Source organism: Oxalobacter vibrioformis (assembly GCF_027118995.1).
Lineage (GTDB): Bacteria > Pseudomonadota > Gammaproteobacteria > Burkholderiales > Burkholderiaceae_D > Oxalobacter > Oxalobacter vibrioformis.
Window position 1 is genome coordinate 1,119,923 of the sequence record NZ_CP098242.1, and the last position, 18,560, is coordinate 1,138,482.

The window sequence follows — 18,560 nt, forward strand, 5'->3', positions numbered from 1 at the left end:
AATATGACCAAGTCTGAACTGATTTCATCTCTGGCCAACAGCTTTCCACAGCTGTTGGTCAAGGATGCCGAACTCACTGTAAAAACCATACTTGACGCACTGACAACCGCACTGGCAGACGGTCAACGTATTGAAATTCGTGGCTTTGGCAGTTTTGGCGTCAATGTTCGCCCCCCGCGCGTCGGACGCAATCCGCGTTCCGGAGAAAAAGTGATGGTCCAGGAAAAACGGGTCCCCCACTTCAAGGCCGGAAAAGAGTTGCGTGAACGGGTCGATATCATTGCACTCAAGACAACGAAAGCAGACTGACCTGCAAGCAGAAAAACAAAGGGCATCGGAAGATGCCCTTTTTTAGTACAATCTCTCTTACGACGCCGATTTCACCCTGAAGCAGGCGGGATACTTTCGTTAATGTTTTATCGGATTATTTGAAATGCATCCAATACCGGCACGAAAAAATCAGTTAAAAACAATAATAACCATGGAAAAACCATCATGAAACTGGTATCCCGAATCGTTGCCATCATTCTGTTCATTCTTTTTTTCGGCCTGGCCGTCAAGAACACCCAGGAAACTTCCCTGTATTTTTTCTTCGGATATGAAATACGCGGACCGTTTGTTCTGATGCTGCTGGGTTTCTTTGCTGCGGGCAGTATCCTGAGTATCCTGGGCATGACGCCCATGATATTCCGCAGCAAGCGTGAGCTGTCCCGCAAGAGAAAGCTCATTGAGGCGCTGGAAAAGGAAAGTGCCTCTCAGAAACAGGACGTGGCAAACCCGCCTTCAGCAGATACGGTTAACAATAACCCGAATACAGTCTGAACTGTATTTTTTACCTTTACCTGTCAGGACAGCATGGAATTTGAAATCTGGTGGCTTCTCTGTATTCCGGTTTTTTTCGGACTGGGATGGATTGCGGCACGTGTCGATATCAAGCAGCTGTTGTCTGAATCCCGGAGCCTGCCGCGAGGCTATTTCAAGGGCCTCAATTTTCTGCTCAATGAACAGCCGGACAAGGCCATTGATGCCTTTATTGAGATCGTCAAGCTTGATCCGGAAACAGCAGACCTGCACTTTGCACTGGGTAATCTGTTTCGCCGCCGCGGCGAAACAGAAAGAGCCATCCGCATGCACCAGAACCTGCTTTTACGCCCTGATCTGCCCCAAGAGCAGCAGATACAGGCTCGGTATGAGCTGGGGCAGGATTTCCTCAAAGCCGGTCTTCTGGATCGCGCGGAAGATGTCTTCAAAAACCTGACCGAAACCCAGTACAACACTACTGCGCGTCGTGCCCTTCTCGAGATTTTCCAGCGTGAGAAAGAATGGGAACAGGCCATCCATGCTGCTGAAGCATTGCAGGATTCCGGTGCCGGTAGCAGGCAAAAGGAAATTGCCCAGTTTTATTGCGAAATGGCACAGGACCAGTTGATCAACACCCATCCTGAAAAAGCCATGCCGCTTTTGGAGCGTGCCCTGAAAGTGGATCGCCTGAATGTCCGGGCCACCATTTTGCTGGGCGATGCGCTGATAGCGCAGGGACGGGTTGATGATGCCATTGCCACCTGGCGCCGGATCGAAAAACAGAGCATGCCGCATATTGTACTGGTTGCACAACGGCTGATGGACGCCTACCTGAAAACGGAGCGCTCAAAAGAAGGGATCTCACTGTTGAAATCCTATCTTGCCGAAGCCTCTTCCATTGATCTGCTGGAAGTCGTATTCCAGGCATTGATCAAGTACGAAAATGTTGAAGCAGCCAATACCCTGGTGCTGGATGAACTGAAGCGTACCCCGACACTGCTCGGCCTGGATAAGCTCCTGGAAGCCCGCATGATGATTGCCTCGCCGGAAGCGCGGCAGGATCTCTCCATGGTGAAAAACCTGGTGCATGGCTATGCCTCAAAACTCGCCCGTTACCAGTGTGATCACTGCGGATTCCAGGCAAGGCAGTTTTACTGGCAATGCCCGGGCTGTCACCTCTGGGAAACCTATCCCCCAAGAAGAACCGAAGAACTTAACCTGTCTGCCTGATCCACACATGAAACCCGATCTCAGCAAAATCCGTATACTCGTCGCCGGTGATGTCATGCTTGACCGTTACTGGTTTGGTGACGTCAATCGCATTTCCCCGGAGGCGCCGGTACCTGTGGTACGGGTTGAGCGCGAGGAAGTGCGCCTGGGAGGCGCTGCCAATGTCGCCAGGAACACCGCAACACTCGGGGTGCAATCCACCCTTTTGGGCATAACCGGTGAGGATGAAGCCAGCAGTCTTATCAGCAAACTGCTGGAAGAAACCGGGATCGATCCCTGCCTGCATCGTGACAAAACCGTTTCTACCATCATCAAACTTCGCATCATCGGCCGCCAGCAGCAACTGCTTCGCGTGGACTTTGAAAAGCCGCCGGCAACCGATGTCATCAACAGCAAAATTTCCCAGTACCGCGCACTCTTATCCAGGCATGACATTGTTATCCTGTCTGACTACGCAAAAGGGGCCATGATCAATGTGGCCGACATGATTAAGGAAGCCCGGGATGCCGGAAAAACCGTTCTGGTTGACCCCAAAGGGGAAGATTTCACCCGGTATGCCGGTGCATCCGTGTTAACGCCCAACAAGGGGGAACTCCGCCAGATTGTCGGCTCGTGGACAAGCGAAGCGCAACTGACAGAAAAAGCTCAGCAGCTTCGTCAGGAACTGAGACTGGATTACCTGCTCTTGACCCGCTCGGAAGAGGGCATGTCACTGTATGGAAAAGACCAGATCGTGCATGTTCCGGCAATTGCCCGTGAAGTGTTTGATGTTTCCGGTGCAGGAGATACCGTCATTGCCACCCTGGCAGCCATGATGGGAGCAGGGATGACTATCGCTGATGCCGTGGCGACGGCAAACCGGGCCGCAGGGATTGTTGTCGGCAAGCTGGGCGCCGCAACAGTTACCCAGGAAGAGCTTTTCGGATAAGCCGCCCGGATCAGCGCAGTCTTTCCAGTTTGGCCACACTCAGGTCCAGCAGTTTCATGCCTTCACGGCCGAAATTGATATTGGCGCGCACATGGGCACCGCTTCCCTCCAGGCCAACGATAACGCCTTCACCGAATTTTTTATGAAAAACGGTTTCACCAATGCGCCATGAGGTGTCTCTGCCACTGACAGCCATTGCCAGGGGTTCAGGCGCAGACCCGGTTGATGCATACCCTGATCCTGATGCCGTATGGCCAAACCAGTAAGCCTGTTTTTTGGGGGTGATCCACTTCAGGACACCTTCCGGCAACTCATCCATGAAACGGGACTGGATGTTGTATCGTGTCTGCCCGTGCAGCATGCGCGTCTGGGCATAGCTCAGGTAAAGGCGTTTTCTTGCCCGGGTGATGGCGACATACATAAGGCGCCGCTCTTCTTCCAGCCCGTCCGTTGCCTGCACACTGTTTTCATGTGGGAAAAGCCCTTCTTCGAGCCCAGTGATGAAAACCGCATCAAACTCCAGCCCTTTGGCAGAATGCACGGTCATCAACTGCAACGCATCCTGACCATCCTGCGCCTGATTATCCCCGGCTTCAAGTGACGCATGCGTCAGAAAAGCCGCCAGCGGTGTCATTTCCATTACCTGCTCCGCCTCGAGCACTTCCACACCGGGCACTGCCGGAAGCGATACCATTTCCTGAAAACCCTGTGACGCAAAGAGCGCCGGCATATCCTGCGGGATACCTTCCTCACTGAGAAAGAGAACTGCCGCATTGGCCAGTTGTTCCAGATTCTCGATGCGATCTGCGCCTTCTTTTTCCTTCTGGTAATGGGTAATCAGGCCGCTGCGTTCGATGACCGTCTGCACCATTGACGGCAAAGGCATCTGCTGGGTCTCAAACCGCGCACCTTCAATTAGCCGGACAAATGCGCTTAACGATGTGCCCGCCTTCCCGCTCAGGTAGGGGATAGCCGCATACAGGGAGACATCATGCTGTTTGGCCATATCCTGTAATTGTTCGATCGAACGCGCACCGATGCCTCTTGTCGGGAAATTGACAACCCGGAGAAAGGCGGAGTCATTATGCGGATTATCCATCAACTGGAGATAGGCCATCGCATGCTTGATCTCTGCCCGCTCGAAAAAGCGCAATCCCCCATAAACCCGGTAAGGAATACCGGCACCGAAAAGGGCATGTTCAATCACCCGTGACTGGGCATTGGAACGGTATAAAATAGCCATTTCACTGCGCATCCACCCCTCGGCAACCAGGCTTTTCGCTTCTTCGACCAGGTACTGCGCTTCATTGATATCGGATGTCGCTTCAAAAACCCGCACGGGTTCACCGTATCCGGCATCGGTGTGCAGGTTTTTCCCCAGGCGGCGGCTGTTATTGGCAATCAGGGCATTGGCCGCCTCCAGGATATTGCCGTGAGAACGATAGTTCTGCTCCAGTCGAATCAGGTTCTGCACCTGGAAATCGACCTGGAAAGCCGCCATGTTTCCGACATTGGCCCCACGAAAGGCATAGATGCTCTGGTCGTCATCCCCGACAGCAAAAACCGCAGCGCCACCGCCGGACATCAGCTTGAGCCATTGATACTGCAGGTCATTGGTATCCTGGAATTCATCGACCAGGATATGCTTAAAACGTGCCTGATAGTGTTCCCGCAACAACTGGTTGCGGGAAAGCAGTTCATAGCTGCGCAACAGGAGTTCGGCAAAATCCACCACCCCTTCCCGCTGGCATTGGGTCTCATACAACGCATAGAGCTCAAGCATGCGCTGGTCGTAATCGTCATAGGCTTCAACATTGACGGCCCGCAACCCCTGCTCTTTCGCATTGTTTATATAATGAACCAGCGCCCGTGGCGGATACTTGTCGTCATCAACCTGGTTTGCCTTGAGCAGCCGCCTGACCGATGAGAGCTGATCCTGCATATCCAGAATCTGGAATGACTGTGGCAGGGCGGCATCACGGTAATGTGCCCTTAAAAGCCGGTTGCACAACCCGTGAAAGGTACCGATCCACATGCCCCGTGTGTTGACGGGAATCATGGCTGACAGGCGCGCTGTCATTTCGCGGGCTGCCTTGTTGGTGAAAGTAACCGCCAAAATACCCTGTGTGGAAACCTGGCCGGTTTTTAACAGCCAGGCAATGCGGGTGGTCAGCACCCTGGTTTTTCCGGAGCCGGCTCCGGCGAGAATCAGTGCGGGTTGCGCCGGAAGCGTAACAGCAGCCAGTTGCTCCGGATTGAGATTTTCAAGAAGTTTCTGCATGCCGTCATTATCCCGCAAACCCGGCAAAACGGGGGTATTGTCATTAGGGTCAGCACACATTAATTTGCTGCCCCTAAACACAAGGAGAAATTTTCGGCACGGGAGGCGCCACCTGTACTCGCTGAAACATAAATCCGCCGCAGTACCTGCCAATTGACAGTATCATATGCTCTTTGGGCTCTGCCCCGCTTTTTTAGCCAACGGAGATTATTCGGTACCACAGTATGTTTTCATCTGCAGCGCTTTCAGGCATTACCTGGTCAACCCTGCCCTGGGGCAAAATCCTCGGTATCGCCTGGGCTATTCACATCATCATCCTCTCCGGCTGGATCATCCTGCAAAAGCGACCGCCCATCTCCACCATCAGCTGGATTATCTCGCTGGCATTCATCCCCTATATCGGATTTGTCATTTACCATTTTATCGGGCCGCAGAAGCTCAAGCGCCAGCACTATCGCCGCCTGCTCGTCAAAACAGCGCTGCAGGAACAAAACCACCTTCTTCGCCTGCGCGAGCAGGCCCTGCTGATCGGCGTCACGCCCTCTCCCTCGCTGATACAGTTAACCAGGCTGGTTAACAATGCTTCCGGGTTTCCGGTTACAACCGCCACTTCCATGCACTTTCTCGTGGATGGGGAAGCCACCTATACCGCCATCTTCGACGCCATCAGAAATGCTACCCACCACATTCATCTGGAATACTATATCTTTGAGCCGGACAACATCGGCACCGCACTGCGGGATCTGCTGATCGAGAAAGCACTGGAAGGTATCAGTGTCCGCCTGCTGGTCGATGGCATGGGTTCTTCCCGTCTGAAGAAAAATTTTATTGAACCGCTTTTAGCTGCTGGCGGTGAATTCGCGTTTTTCCACAAATTCCATTTTTCGCAAATTGTTAAACCCCTTGTCAACCTACGGACCCATAGAAAAATTGTCATTTGCGACGGGCACACGGGCTTTACCGGTGGATTGAATATCACGGATGAGGAAGATGAACGCACCCTCGATTATGCCTATCATGATACGCACATCAGACTGACGGGCAATGCCGTGCATTCCCTCCAACTGGTATTTCTTGAAGACTGGCTGTATGCCACCCGCCAGGCTGAATTTTTTGATACCAGCACCTACTTCCCCGCCCAGCCTTCGGGTGATTACGCGGTACAGATTCTGGCTTCCGGGCCGGACAACGAATGGGAAGTCATTCACCGGCTGAACCTGGGCGTTATTCACTCCGCCAGAGAAAGAGTCTGGCTGACGACACCGTATTTTGTACCGACAGAAGCCACCCTTTTCGCCCTGACCTCCGCTGCCCTGCGCGGTGTAGATGTGCGCCTGCTTGTGCCGCGCCTGAGTGATTCGCGACTCGTAACGGCAGCTGCACGCTCTTATTTTGATGAACTCATGCACGCCGGTGTGAAGGTATGGGAATACGCCGGCAGAATGCTGCACTCCAAAACCATTGTGGCTGACGAGAATTTCTGCATGATCGGCACAGCCAATTTTGATGCCCGGAGTTTCCGGCTTAATTTTGAAGTCTGTGCTGCCATCTATGGCCAGCCCATGAACAGGGAAATGGCCGATCAGTTTGAGATCGATCTGGAAGTTTCGGAAATGGTCCCCCGGAATCGCCAGCTCAATTTTGGCGCCCGGCTTTTTGAAGCCTCAGCCAGGCTGATGTCCCCCCTGCTCTGAATCACCCGGCACAGTGCGAAGGGAAACGTTGATTAAATGATTTTGGGAGATGAAGTGCAAGGCGCACGGTGCGCAGCAACCAGGACATATCTTAAGACAGGCGAAGGTGGCGAGCACCGTGTAACGCAGCAATTCGCTCACAAAGCCTTTTAATCAGCGTTTCCAAAGAAAAAAGCCGGCACCCCCGCGGGTACCGGCTTTTTTTGCACACTGCACCTGCTTAGTTGTACATATCCGCAAAGGCCCGCGCAGCCGCCTGGGGGGCATCAACCATGTAAACACTGCTGATGACAGAAATCATATCCACGCCCTGCTTGACAAGGGGTACCGCATTTTCCAGTGTAATACCGCCAATTGCGCAGCTTGGCATGTCAGGCAGCTCTTTTTTGGCATCGCCCACAATGCTGACGGGCGTTGTCACTTCATATTTCTTGATACGGGAGGGATAAAAGCCGCCGAATGCCACATAGCTGGCACCTTCTTTGGTGGCCTGGCGAACGAGATCCATGTCCCCGTAACAGGACGCCCCGACAATTTTGCCCGGTCCCACTTTGGCGCGTACTTCGGCAACAGATTCATCTGTCCCGCCAACATGAATCCCGTCGGCATCCAGCGCCAGGCACAAATCCACATAGTCATTGATGATGAATGGCACATCATAACGTTTGCAAAGCGCCTGCAGGGCTTTTGCCTGTTCGCGCCGTTGTTCCGGCCCGGCTGTCTTGTGCCGGTACTGCACCAGCGCGGCACCGCCTTTGAGTGCCTTTTCCGTAATGTCCAGCAACCTGTCGGTTTCATCCCAGTCGGGAGTAACAATATAAAGTCCCTTTAATGCTTTCATGCTTTCCTCTGTTTCCTTGCTTTAAATAGTATCCAGACTCACATGGCGATTCGGGATACGCTGGCCTTCTGCAATGGCATAGGATGCTGCCAGCATTTTCTGGCAGATCTTCTGGCCTTTTTCCAGCACCTCACCCATTGCCATCCCCTGTGCCAGAAAACCGGCAAAAAGGGACGCCAGGGTACATCCACTGCCGTGAAAGGCGCCATCCAGCCGTTCCCACGTCCAGCTTCTGGTTGTTCCGTTGGTAAACCAGTGATTGACCACCTGTTTGGGATCGTCACTGTGTCCGCCCTTGATCAGCACATGCTCGCATCCCATTGCCAGGAGATGTTTTGCCTGTGCGTCAATCGAAGCAGCATCCGGGCTTAACCGGGCGGCCTCCGGCAGATTGGGTGTCACCAGCGTCGCCAGGGGGATCAGGGGCGCCAGCACATGCTCGGCACGCCCTTCTGTCAGCAGATCACCATGCCCACTACCCAATACAGTATCCAGTATAAACGGTAATTCCGGCTGTTTTTTTCTGAGCTGGACAATCAGGGCCGCCAGCGCTTCCGCATTGGCCCGATTACCAATCGCTCCCACCTTGATGGCGGCAATGGGTATTTTCTCAATCAGCACATCAACCTGGTGACGCCATATGGCGGCGTCCACCGGATTAACGGCGGATACCCGGTCATTGTCCTGCACGGTCAGTGCGGTGGCAATCGGCAGCGGATGCGAACCGACTGCGCCAACCGCTTCCACATCCGCCTGGATGCCTGCGCCACCGCTGGAGTCCAGGCCGGCAAAGATCATCACACAGGGACGGACCGGCGGCACCAGCATGTCATTGGCTTTGGCGGGGGTACTCATCACACAACCCGGCCGGCCATGGGTGAGGAAGGCGATGCCTCAAAACGCTTTGGAATGCGTCCGGCCAGATACGCATCACGTCCGGCTTCGATTGCCAGTTTCATGGCACGGGCCATTCGGATCGGATCCTGCGCACCGGCAATAGCCGTGTTCATGAGCACACCGTCACAGCCAAGCTCCATGGCAATCGCAGCATCCGATGCGGTACCCACACCGGCATCGACAATAATCGGCACCCTGGCCTGTTCGATAATCAGTGACAGGTTCCAGGGATTCAGAATACCCATGCCCGAACCAATCAGCGACGCCAGCGGCATGACGGCACAACAGCCGATGTCTTCCAGCATTTTCGCCTGGATGGGATCATCACTGCAGTACACCATGACATCAAATCCATCCTTGACCAGGGTTTCAGCCGCCTTCAGTGTCTCCGGCATATTCGGGAAAAGGGTTTTTTCATCCCCCAGGACTTCCAGCTTGACAAGCTTGTGGCCGTTTAAGAGCTCCCGTGCCAGTTGCAGGGTGTAAACCGCATCTTCCGCGTTATAGCACCCCGCCGTATTAGGCAGGATGGTGTACTCGGTGGGCGGCACCACATCGAGCAGACTGGGCTCGTTGGGATTCTGGCCGATATTGACCCGGCGAATCGCAACGGTGATGATTTCCGAGCCGCTGGCCTCGGTTGCCGCCTTGGTCTCTTGCAGATCACGGTATTTTCCGCTGCCGACCAGCAGACGGGAACGGTAATCTTTTCCTGCGATTGTCAGAATGTGGTCCTTGTTCATGATTTCCTCTCTCACCTTTGTTACTTTTTCGTGACTGAGGCAAAAGGCCTCAGCCTGTATTCCTGTTGCAGACCTGCCTAACCGCCGCCGATCGCTCTCACCACATCAACGCGATCATTTGCCTCCAGCGTGCGCTCGCCCCATTTCTGCCGTGATATCACCTGGCGGTTGACTGCAACTGCCAGCGCCTGGCCGGTCAGTTGCAGGGTGTCGATCAGGTCCTGCAGGGTATGCCCGTTGGTGACTGTTTGGGCTTGTCCGTTCAGTTCTATCTGTATCGTCATAACTTATTGCCTGTGATAAATTTCCGAACCGGAATTGATGAATTCCACCGATCTTTCCTGCATCCCCTCTTTCAGTGCCTGAACGTCGGAAAGTCCTTTCTTCGCGGCATAATCCCGCACTTCCTGCGTGATCTTCATGGAACAGAATTTGGGGCCGCACATGGAGCAGAAATGCGCCACCTTGGCGGAATCTTTCGGCAGGGTCTCGTCATGGAACGACTTGGCACGGTCAGGGTCGAGCCCGATATTGAACTGGTCTTCCCAGCGGAACTCAAAACGGGCTTTCGACATGGCGTTGTCGCGTATCTGCGCCCCCGGGTGCCCCTTGGCCAGATCGGCGGCATGCGCTGCCAGCTTGTATACGATGATACCTTCCTTGACATCATCCTTGTTCGGCAGGCCAAGATGCTCCTTCGGGGTGACATAGCACAGCATGGCCGTGCCATACCAGCCGATCATCGCCGCTCCCATGGCCGACGTGATGTGGTCATAGCCCGGGGCAATATCAGTAACCAATGGGCCTAGGGTATAAAACGGGGCTTCATGGCACTGCTCCAGCTGGATATCCATGTTTTCCTTGATCATGTGCATCGGCACATGGCCCGGCCCTTCAATCAGCACCTGGACATTGTGCTTCCATGCAATGGTTGTCAGTTCACCCAGCACAGCCAGTTCACCGAACTGCGCATCGTCATTGGCATCATAAATAGAGCCCGGACGCAAACCGTCACCCAGGGAAATCGCCACATCATACGCGGCCAGGATTTCACAGATTTCCTCAAAATGGGTATACAGGAAGCTTTCCGTATGATGCGCCAGGCACCATTTCGCCATGATGGAGCCGCCGCGGGAAACCACACCGGTCATCCGCTCGGCGGTCATTGGCACGTGACGCAGCAGGAGGCCCGCGTGGATAGTGAAATAATCAACGCCCTGCTCTGCCTGCTCAATGAGGGTATCCTTGAAAATCTCCCAGGTCAGATCCTCGGCAATACCGTTGACCTTTTCCAGCGCCTGGTAAATCGGCACCGTACCGATCGGAACCGGCGCATTGCGGACAATCCATTCACGGGTTTCATGAATATGCTTGCCGGTCGAAAGATCCATGACGTTGTCACCGCCCCACCGGATCGCCCAGGTCATTTTTTCCACTTCTTCAGCGATACTGGATGAAAGTGCGGAATTGCCGATGTTGGCATTGATTTTGACGAGGAAATTACGGCCAATGATCATCGGCTCCACTTCGGGATGGTTGATGTTGGCCGGAATGATGGCACGCCCCCGTGCGATTTCATCACGCACAAATTCCGGTGTGATTTCCTCAGGGATATTCGCCCCAAAAGAATGCCCCGGATGCTGGCGCATCATCAGTTTTGCCATTTTTTCCCCCTTGGGACCGGATGCTTTCAGACTTTCCAGGTATTCTTTGCGGCGCAGGTTTTCGCGGATGGCGACATATTCCATCTCCGGCGTGATGATACCCTGGCGGGCATAGTACATCTGCGTGATCTGCTGGCCTTTTTTCGCACGACGGGGTTTTCTCGTGAGGTTAAAGCGCAGGTGATCCAGTGACGCATCTGCCAGGCGCTGCCGCCCATATTCAGACGTCGGGCCATCCAGTTCTTCCGTATCATCCCTTTCGATAATCCATGGATTACGGAAAGGCGCCAGGCCGGAGCGGATGTCGATTTTTGCGTCCGGATCGGTATAAGGGCCCGATGTATCGTACACAGTGATCGGCGGATTTTTTTCCTCGCCAAACATCACCGGTGTGTCGGAAAGCGTGATTTCACGCATGGGCACACGGATATCAGGGCGCGACCCTTCTACATATATTTTGCGGGAGTTGGGAAAAGGCTGTACAGCTGCTTCATCAACTGTTGCGGTAGCTGATAGAAACTTTGGATTGGCATTCATCTAAAACTCCTTTGTCAATTCAAAGCCGGCAAAGGAATCTGGTCAGAATGTGTGGGGAGTGTTATCCGCCACGATGTCTTTCAAGCTTCCCTACGCTGGCATTATCCAGATCAGGTTCAGAGGGTGTATCTCGCCCGGCTTTTCAGCCAGAACCCCTAGCTATGACATTTTTAACAATGCATACCCTGATATTATAACGCCTAATCCTAGAAAAGCTCCCGTATAATCATGTTTTTTTAGTAAAAGAGTTTTTGCATCATGGAATTAGCCAAATCGTTCGAACCGGCAGACATTGAAAAACACTGGCGTCAAACATGGGAAACCCGCGGTTACTTTCGCGCATCAATGGATGAAGGCAAACCCGCCTTTTCCATCCAGCTTCCCCCGCCCAATGTGACAGGCACCCTGCATATGGGGCACGCCTTTAACCAGACCATCATGGATGGACTGACGCGCTATCATCGCATGCGCGGCTATAACACTTCCTGGATTCCCGGTACGGATCATGCCGGCATCGCCACACAGATTGTGGTGGAGCGCCAGCTCGACATGCAGAAAATTTCCCGCCACGACCTTGGCCGGGAAAAATTCATTGAAAAAGTCTGGGAATGGAAAGAACACTCGGGCGCTACCATCACAAACCAGATGCGTCATCTGGGCACCTCACCGGACTGGGACCGTGAATACTTCACGATGGATGAACCGCGCTCAAATATCGTGACAGAGGTCTTTGTCCGGTTGTATGAGGAAGGCCTGATCTACCGGGGAAAACGCCTGGTGAACTGGGACCCGGTCCTGGGTACCGCCCTTTCCGATCTGGAAGTCGTCTCCGAGGAAGAAGATGGCTTCATGTGGCACATCCGCTATCTGCTGGCAGATGGCTCCGGCCATCTGACTGTCGCAACCACCCGCCCGGAAACCATGCTGGGTGATACTGCCGTTGCCGTTGACCCGACAGATGAGCGCTATATCCATCTTGTCGGCAAGGAGCTGACCCTGCCGCTGACCGGACGGAAAATTCCCGTTATTGCAGATGAATATGTTGACAAGGATTTCGGCACGGGCTGCGTCAAGATCACGCCCGCGCACGATTTCAATGACTACGCTGTCGGGCAGCGCCATCATCTGGACATCATCAACATCTTCACGCTGGATGCGAAAATCAATGAAAATGCACCGGCCGCCTATCAGGGCATGGACCGTTTTGACGCCAGAAAACAGATCGTGGCCGATCTGGAGGCACAGGGTTTGCTGGAATCGGTCAAGCCGCACAAGCTGATGGTGCCCCGGGGCGACCGGACCAACGTGATTTTAGAACCCATGCTGACAGACCAGTGGTTTGTCGCCATGAGCAAACCCCACGAAAATAATGCCTGGTTTCCGGGAAAATCCATCGCCGAAGTTGCGCTGGAAAAAGTGGCCAATGGTGAAGTGCGCTTCATCCCGGAAAACTGGACCACAACCTATAACCAGTGGCTGAACAATATCCAGGACTGGTGTATTTCCCGTCAGCTGTGGTGGGGACACCAGATTCCCGCCTGGTATGACGAAGACGGCAAGATCTATGTTGCCCGTACGGAAGATGAAGCCAGGGCGCAGGCTGGCGGCAAAAATATCCGCCGCGATGAGGATGTGCTGGATACCTGGTTTTCATCTGCCATGGTGCCTTTTTCCACGCTGGGCTGGCCGGATGAAAACTCCCCGGAATATCGCATGTTTCTGCCATCCTCCGTTTTAGTGACCGGCTTTGACATCATTTTCTTCTGGGTTGCCCGGATGGTGATGATGACAACGCACTTCACCGGCAAGGTGCCTTTCCACAAGGTATATATCCATGGCCTGGTACGCGATGCGAGTGGCGAGAAAATGTCCAAATCCAAGGGCAACACCCTTGATCCGATTGACCTGATTGATGGTATCGACCTGGAATCGCTCGTCAAACAGCGCACCACCGGCCTGATGAATCCGAAACAGGCCGACTCGATTGCCAAGGCAACGCGCAAAAACTATCCCAAAGGCGTTCCGGCCTTTGGCACGGATGCCCTGCGTTTTACCATGGCAAGCTATGCCTCCCTGGGACGCAATATCAACTTTGACCTGAACCGCTGTGAGGGTTACCGTAATTTCTGCAACAAATTCTGGAATGCCACCCGCTTTGTGCTGATGAACACGGAAGGCCAGGATAATGGTCTTGATCCGGATGCCGAACTGTCATTCTCACCGGCAGACCGCTGGATCATTTCACAATTCCAGCGCACGGCAGTAGAAGTGGAGCGCGGGTTTGCCGAATACCGTTTTGACAATATCGCCTCTGCCATCTACCGTTTTGTCTGGGATGAGTATTGCGACTGGTATGTCGAAATCGCCAAGGTCCTGATCGCAGAAGGGAATGCGGCCCAGCAGCGCGCCACGCGCCGGACGTTGCTCGGTGTGCTTGAAGCGACTTTGCGCCTGGCACACCCGGTCATTCCTTTCATCACGGAGGAGCTCTGGCAGAAAGTCGCGCCACTGGCCGGCATTACGCTCAAAGCGGATGGCGATACCATCATGCTGCAGGATTACCCATTGCCGCAAATGGACAAAGTCGATGAGCAGGCAGAAAGCTGGATGACACAGTTAAAGGCGCTTGTTGATGCCTCACGCAACCTGCGGGGTGAAATGCAGCTGTCTCCCGCCAAAAAAGTGCCGGCCATTATCGAGCCCGCGTCGCCATCAGAAAAATCCATGGTGGAATCCTTCATCCCGCATATGCAGGCATTGTGCCGTCTGTCCGAGATCGACCTCGTGGATGCGCTGCCGGCATCACCGGCACCGGTTTCCGTTGTCGGGCAGTGCAAGCTGATGCTGAAAGTGGAAATCGATGTCGCCGCAGAACGTGAACGCCTGGAAAAAGAAATGACCCGCCTGAAAGGTGAAATCGAAAAAATCAACGCCAAGCTCGGCAATGAAAATTTCGTTTCCCGTGCACCGGAAAAGGTGGTGGCCCAGGAGCGTGAACGGCTTGAGAGCTTCACGGCAACCCGTGAAAAGGTAGTGGAACAGTATGAAAAACTGAAAGCGGCCTGATTGGTTCCGGGAAAAATCGTAAAAAATACGGAAATAGTGGCGAAAATTCGGACGGCAATTACTGATTTATCCGTATCTAATAACGATTAGGCCCTTAATCCACCTTTAATCACCCATTAAAGGTGGATTTTTGTAGCTAAAATATAGCGATTCGTCACATTGTCGCAAATAATATGGCCGGATTTCATAAAATATCGTCAGCCAAACGCCGGAGAAAGAATGAATCTAGAAACAAAAAAATTTAAGGACATCGATTTAGGTGATCCATTTTTTGATTCTTTAAAAAACGACTATAAGGAATTTTCAGATTGGTTCGCCAGAAAAGCAGATGAGTCGGCATATACTTTTCGCGGCAACTCGGGCGATCTTGATGGGTTTTTATACTTAAAAATAGAAGATGGCCCCGTTACAGATGTGACACCTATATTAACAGACGCGCTGAGAATCAAGGTGGGGACCATGAAAATCAACCCCCACGGCACTCGCCTCGGTGAAAGATTTGTCAAGAAAATTTTTGATCACGCACTGCACACAAACGTGAAAGAAATTTATGTAACTGTCTTCTCCCACCATAAAGCTCTGGTCGCCCTATATGAAAGATATGGCTTTCGTCAGCAGGCGGAGAAACCAAGCCAAAATGGCACAGAACTCGTTTTAGTCCGTGATATGCGGCGTGAATATATTGACATGCTATCCAGCTATCCTCTCGTGCAATTGGATGGAAACCGCAATTTTCTTCTATCGATAAAACCTAAGTGGCATACTCGCCTTCTCCCCGATTCCATTCTAAAAACAGAAGGCTCTGATGTCGTGCAGGACGTCTCTCACACAAATAGCATCCATAAGGTTTATCTCACAGCGATGTCTGGTGTGGAAAATCTACGAGAGGGAGATGCTCTCTTAATTTATAGAACTTCAGATGGTCAAGGCCCTGCCCGCTATCGTTCAGTCGCGACATCAATCTGTGTTGTTGAAGAATATCGACACATCAATTCATTTGTCTCTCGTGATGATTTCTTGAATTACTGTCGGCCCTACAGCGTTTTTAGTGAGGATGAATTATCTACATTCTGGAATCGGAAACGATACCCTTACATTATTCGTTTCACCTATAACATTGCTTTAAAAAGACGGGTGACCCGCTCAGAAATGCTCGATGATGTCGGTTTGGATGAAGATGCTTACTGGGGCTTTATGCCGCTGTCGAATGAACAATTTTTAAATATCATACGAAGGGGGCAGGTCGATGAAGGTCTTATTATCAATAAAGCCTGAATATGCAGAAAAAATTCTGGATGGTCAAAAATTATTCGAGTTTAGAAAAGCGATTCCCAAAGCGACTGGTGTCAAAACAGCCGTTATTTATGCGACTATGCCTGTCGGTAAAGTTATTGGAGAGTTTGATATAGACGAGTTTATGTCAGATACCCCTAATGATCTATGGTCTGCGACATCAGAATTTTCTGGAATCACGAAGAAATTCTTCAATGAGTATTTCCGAGGACGAAAAACAGCCTATGCTATTAAAATAGGTGTCGCACGCCGCTATAAAAAACCACTGGACATTAAAACAATATTGGGACGGGAAATGCCGCCTCAGTCCTTCTGTTATTTATAATCACGGCCTCTTTTCAAAACCGTTTCAAAGTAGCTTCAGAGAACAAGCTTGACAACAACGCAGGCTCTTTTTATGACCGGCCTAACCGTATAGCTGTTCGAGGAAATATCGAGAAATGCCTCATTGAGCATTACAGATGCCGACCGGAGAAATCCCGTGCAAACTGCCACGCGGTTCGCCCGGAACGCGACCCCCGGTGAAGCGCCCACTGCAGTGCCTCGGCACGGGCGTCTTCCACCTGCGCATCCGGACAGCCGAATGATCGCAGCCAGTGCGCGACAATCGTCAGGTACTCATCCTGGCTGAAAGGATAAAACGACAGCCACAGCCCGAAACGGTCGGAAAAGGAAATTTTTTCCTCAACCGTTTCACCCGGATGGATATCGCCGTCCTTGCCCTGGGCATAGCCCAGATTGTCTGACATGCGCTCCGGTAGCAGATGCCGCCGGTTGGACGTGGCATAAATCAGCATATTGTCCGGCTGGGCCGCCACACTGCCATCCAGCGCAGATTTGAGTGCCTTGTAACTGCTTTCGCCTTCATCAAAGGAAAGATCATCACAGTAGAGGATAAATCGTTCCGGACGGGAGGCAATCAGCTCGCCAATATCGACCAGGTCAACCAGGTCATTCCTGTCCACCTCGATCAGCCGCAACCCCTTGTCGGCAAACTGGTTCAGGCACGCGCGGATCAGTGAGGACTTTCCGGTTCCCCGGGCGCCTGTCAGCAACACATTGTTTGCCGGCTTGCCTTCAATAAACTGGCGGGTATTCTGCTCCAGCAATCCTTTCTGGCGTTCAATAAAATACAGATCCGGCAGGGATATCCGTGTGGAATGCACAAGCGGCCGGAGGGTACCCCGCCCGTTTCTGCTGCGCCAGCGGTAGGCGACAGACGGCGTTTCCCAGTCGATGGCTTCAACAGCAGGCGGCATCAGACTTTCCAGCCGTGATAAAACAGCCTCGGCACGCGTCAGAAATTGTTCAAGTGGCGACATTACGAACGGTAATCGGCATTAATGGAAACATAATCATGCGACAGATCGCATGTCCAGATGGTGGCGGTGGCATCACCGCGTGCCAGATTGATCCGGACAGTAATTTCGCTCTGCTGCATCACCCGCTGACCGTCTTCTTCCTTGTAATCGGGATTGCGCCCGCCGTTTCGGACAACCCAGACATCATCCAGATAAAGGTTCAACTGGCTCACATCCAGGTCGTCGACATCGGCATAACCGATAGCTGCCAGAATACGTCCCAGGTTGGGATCAGAGGCATAAAAGGCGGTTTTGACCAGTGGCGAGTGGGCGACAGAATAGGCAATCGTCCTGCACTCATCGATACTGGCACCATCTTCTACCGTGATCGTCATGAATTTGGTTGCGCCTTCCCCATCGCGCACCACCTTTTGCGCCAGTTCCTGCGCCAGGCTGGTTATCGCTTCCTGCAACAGGGCACAGGAAGGGGATTGCGCATTTTCAATGCCAACATCCACAACGCCTGACGCGATCAGGATCAACGAATCATTCGTGGAAGTATCACCATCTACGGTAATGCAGTTAAACGAGGCGTCCGTTGCCTTTGTGAGCATGTCATCCAGCAGGTCCTGCGGCACATTGGCGTCCGTTGCCATGAATCCCAGCATCGTGGCCATATTGGGCTTGATCATGCCGGCCCCCTTGCTCATGCCGGTAACGGTGATCGTTTTACCTTCAATCTGCACCGTACGCGACGCCGCCTTGGGTACGGTATCTGTCGTCATGATGGCTTCTGCCGCATCCAGCCAGTTGTCTTCACCCAAATGATCAATGGCAAAGGGCATACCGGCAATGATCCGGTCTACCGGCAGCGGCTCCAAAATGACGCCGGTGGAAAAAGGCATCACCTGCTCTGCCTTGCAGCTCAGCAGCGCGGCAAGCATGGTACAAGTGGACATGGCATCATCATAGCCACGCTCACCGGTTCCGGCATTGGCATTGCCGGTATTGACTAAAAGAGCACGGATGGGAAGATTGTCTTTTCTGGCCTGCGCCATATGCGCCTTGCATATCTGGACAGGCGCTGCGCAAAAGCGGTTTTTCGTAAAAACACCGGATACGGTGGCCTCGTGCCCCAGGACAACGACCAGCAAGTCCTTGCGATCCGGCTTTCGGATATTGGCCCGGGCCACACCAAGCCTCACACCGGAGACAGGCTTGAGATCAGCCGCTAAAGGCGGAAAAAGATTAACGGCCATAGGATTCTCCTGACGGTAAAAACAG

Annotated in this window: 15 protein-coding genes, 1 pseudogene and 1 riboswitch; of the genes and pseudogenes, 8 read left to right on the forward strand and 8 right to left on the reverse strand. The window is 52.9% G+C overall.

What is annotated here, in order from left to right; all coding sequences use genetic code 11:
• Window positions 1-3: 3 nt before the first annotated feature.
• The 4 genes and pseudogenes from NB640_RS05580 to rfaE1 form a co-directional block, all read left to right on the forward strand.
• Window positions 4-276 (forward strand): annotated as a pseudogene (locus NB640_RS05580) (integration host factor subunit beta); the annotation flags it as partial.
• A gap of 219 nt (window positions 277-495) precedes the next feature.
• A complete protein-coding gene (locus tag NB640_RS05585) occupies window positions 496-822 on the forward strand; it encodes a LapA family protein (RefSeq protein WP_269310213.1) in 327 nt (108 codons plus the stop codon).
• Between the two features lie 33 nt (window positions 823-855).
• The gene (lapB, locus tag NB640_RS05590) at window positions 856-2,031 is read left to right on the forward strand and encodes a lipopolysaccharide assembly protein LapB (protein WP_269310214.1); all 1,176 of its coding nucleotides are present in this window, start codon (window positions 856-858) and stop codon (window positions 2,029-2,031) included.
• 7 nt (window positions 2,032-2,038) lie between these two features.
• A complete protein-coding gene (rfaE1, locus tag NB640_RS05595; RefSeq protein ID WP_269310215.1) occupies window positions 2,039-2,959 on the forward strand; it encodes a D-glycero-beta-D-manno-heptose-7-phosphate kinase in 921 nt (306 codons plus the stop codon).
• A gap of 10 nt (window positions 2,960-2,969) precedes the next feature.
• On the opposite strand, the gene NB640_RS05600 is transcribed toward rfaE1, so the two are convergent.
• Complete coding sequence (locus NB640_RS05600) at window positions 2,970-5,240, reverse strand: UvrD-helicase domain-containing protein (RefSeq protein ID WP_269310216.1); 2,271 nt, start codon at window positions 5,238-5,240, stop codon at window positions 2,970-2,972.
• 224 nt (window positions 5,241-5,464) lie between these two features.
• On the opposite strand from NB640_RS05600, the gene cls reads away from it, so the two are divergent.
• Entirely contained in the window at window positions 5,465-6,934 is a 1,470-nt protein-coding gene (cls, locus tag NB640_RS05605; RefSeq protein ID WP_269310217.1) for a cardiolipin synthase, read from the forward strand.
• Between the two features lie 220 nt (window positions 6,935-7,154).
• Here the strand turns inward: cls and thiE are convergent, their stop codons facing one another.
• The 5 genes from thiE to thiC all read right to left on the reverse strand — a co-directional run bounded on the left by thiE (window position 7,155) and on the right by thiC (window position 11,616).
• Entirely contained in the window at window positions 7,155-7,775 is a 621-nt protein-coding gene (gene thiE / locus NB640_RS05610; RefSeq protein WP_269310218.1) for a thiamine phosphate synthase, read from the reverse strand.
• 21 nt (window positions 7,776-7,796) lie between these two features.
• A complete protein-coding gene (thiD, locus tag NB640_RS05615; protein WP_269310219.1) occupies window positions 7,797-8,630 on the reverse strand; it encodes a bifunctional hydroxymethylpyrimidine kinase/phosphomethylpyrimidine kinase in 834 nt (277 codons plus the stop codon).
• Complete coding sequence (locus NB640_RS05620) at window positions 8,630-9,415, reverse strand: thiazole synthase (protein WP_269310220.1); 786 nt, start codon at window positions 9,413-9,415, stop codon at window positions 8,630-8,632. The genes thiD and NB640_RS05620 overlap by 1 nt, the downstream gene beginning before the upstream one ends.
• Window positions 9,416-9,492: 77 nt before the next feature.
• Window positions 9,493-9,699: a sulfur carrier protein ThiS gene (gene thiS, locus NB640_RS05625; RefSeq protein ID WP_269310221.1), complete on the reverse strand. Its 207-nt coding sequence runs from the start codon at window positions 9,697-9,699 to the stop codon at window positions 9,493-9,495.
• A gap of 3 nt (window positions 9,700-9,702) precedes the next feature.
• Window positions 9,703-11,616 carry a phosphomethylpyrimidine synthase ThiC gene (gene thiC / locus NB640_RS05630; protein ID WP_269310222.1) on the reverse strand — a complete coding sequence of 638 codons (1,914 nt, stop codon included), beginning with the start codon at window positions 11,614-11,616 and terminating at the stop codon, window positions 9,703-9,705.
• 70 nt (window positions 11,617-11,686) lie between these two features.
• Window positions 11,687-11,783, reverse strand: a riboswitch (TPP riboswitch).
• Between the two features lie 91 nt (window positions 11,784-11,874).
• Between thiC and NB640_RS05635 the strand changes: the two genes are divergently transcribed.
• The 3 genes from NB640_RS05635 (at window position 11,875) to NB640_RS05645 (ending at window position 16,300) form a co-directional block, all read left to right on the forward strand.
• Entirely contained in the window at window positions 11,875-14,682 is a 2,808-nt protein-coding gene (locus tag NB640_RS05635) for a valine--tRNA ligase (protein ID WP_269310223.1), read from the forward strand.
• A 219-nt stretch (window positions 14,683-14,901) separates the two neighbouring features.
• Complete coding sequence (locus NB640_RS05640; protein WP_269310224.1) at window positions 14,902-15,957, forward strand: GNAT family N-acetyltransferase; 1,056 nt, start codon at window positions 14,902-14,904, stop codon at window positions 15,955-15,957.
• The gene (locus NB640_RS05645) at window positions 15,929-16,300 is read left to right on the forward strand and encodes an ASCH domain-containing protein (RefSeq protein ID WP_269310225.1); all 372 of its coding nucleotides are present in this window, start codon (window positions 15,929-15,931) and stop codon (window positions 16,298-16,300) included. Before NB640_RS05640 ends, NB640_RS05645 begins: the two co-directional genes overlap by 29 nt.
• A gap of 130 nt (window positions 16,301-16,430) precedes the next feature.
• Here the strand turns inward: NB640_RS05645 and NB640_RS05650 are convergent, their stop codons facing one another.
• Complete coding sequence (locus tag NB640_RS05650) at window positions 16,431-17,297, reverse strand: ATP-binding protein (RefSeq protein ID WP_269310226.1); 867 nt, start codon at window positions 17,295-17,297, stop codon at window positions 16,431-16,433.
• A complete protein-coding gene (gene argJ / locus NB640_RS05655) occupies window positions 17,297-18,535 on the reverse strand; it encodes a bifunctional glutamate N-acetyltransferase/amino-acid acetyltransferase ArgJ (RefSeq protein WP_269310227.1) in 1,239 nt (412 codons plus the stop codon). The genes NB640_RS05650 and argJ overlap by 1 nt, the downstream gene beginning before the upstream one ends.
• Window positions 18,536-18,560 lie beyond the last annotated feature (25 nt).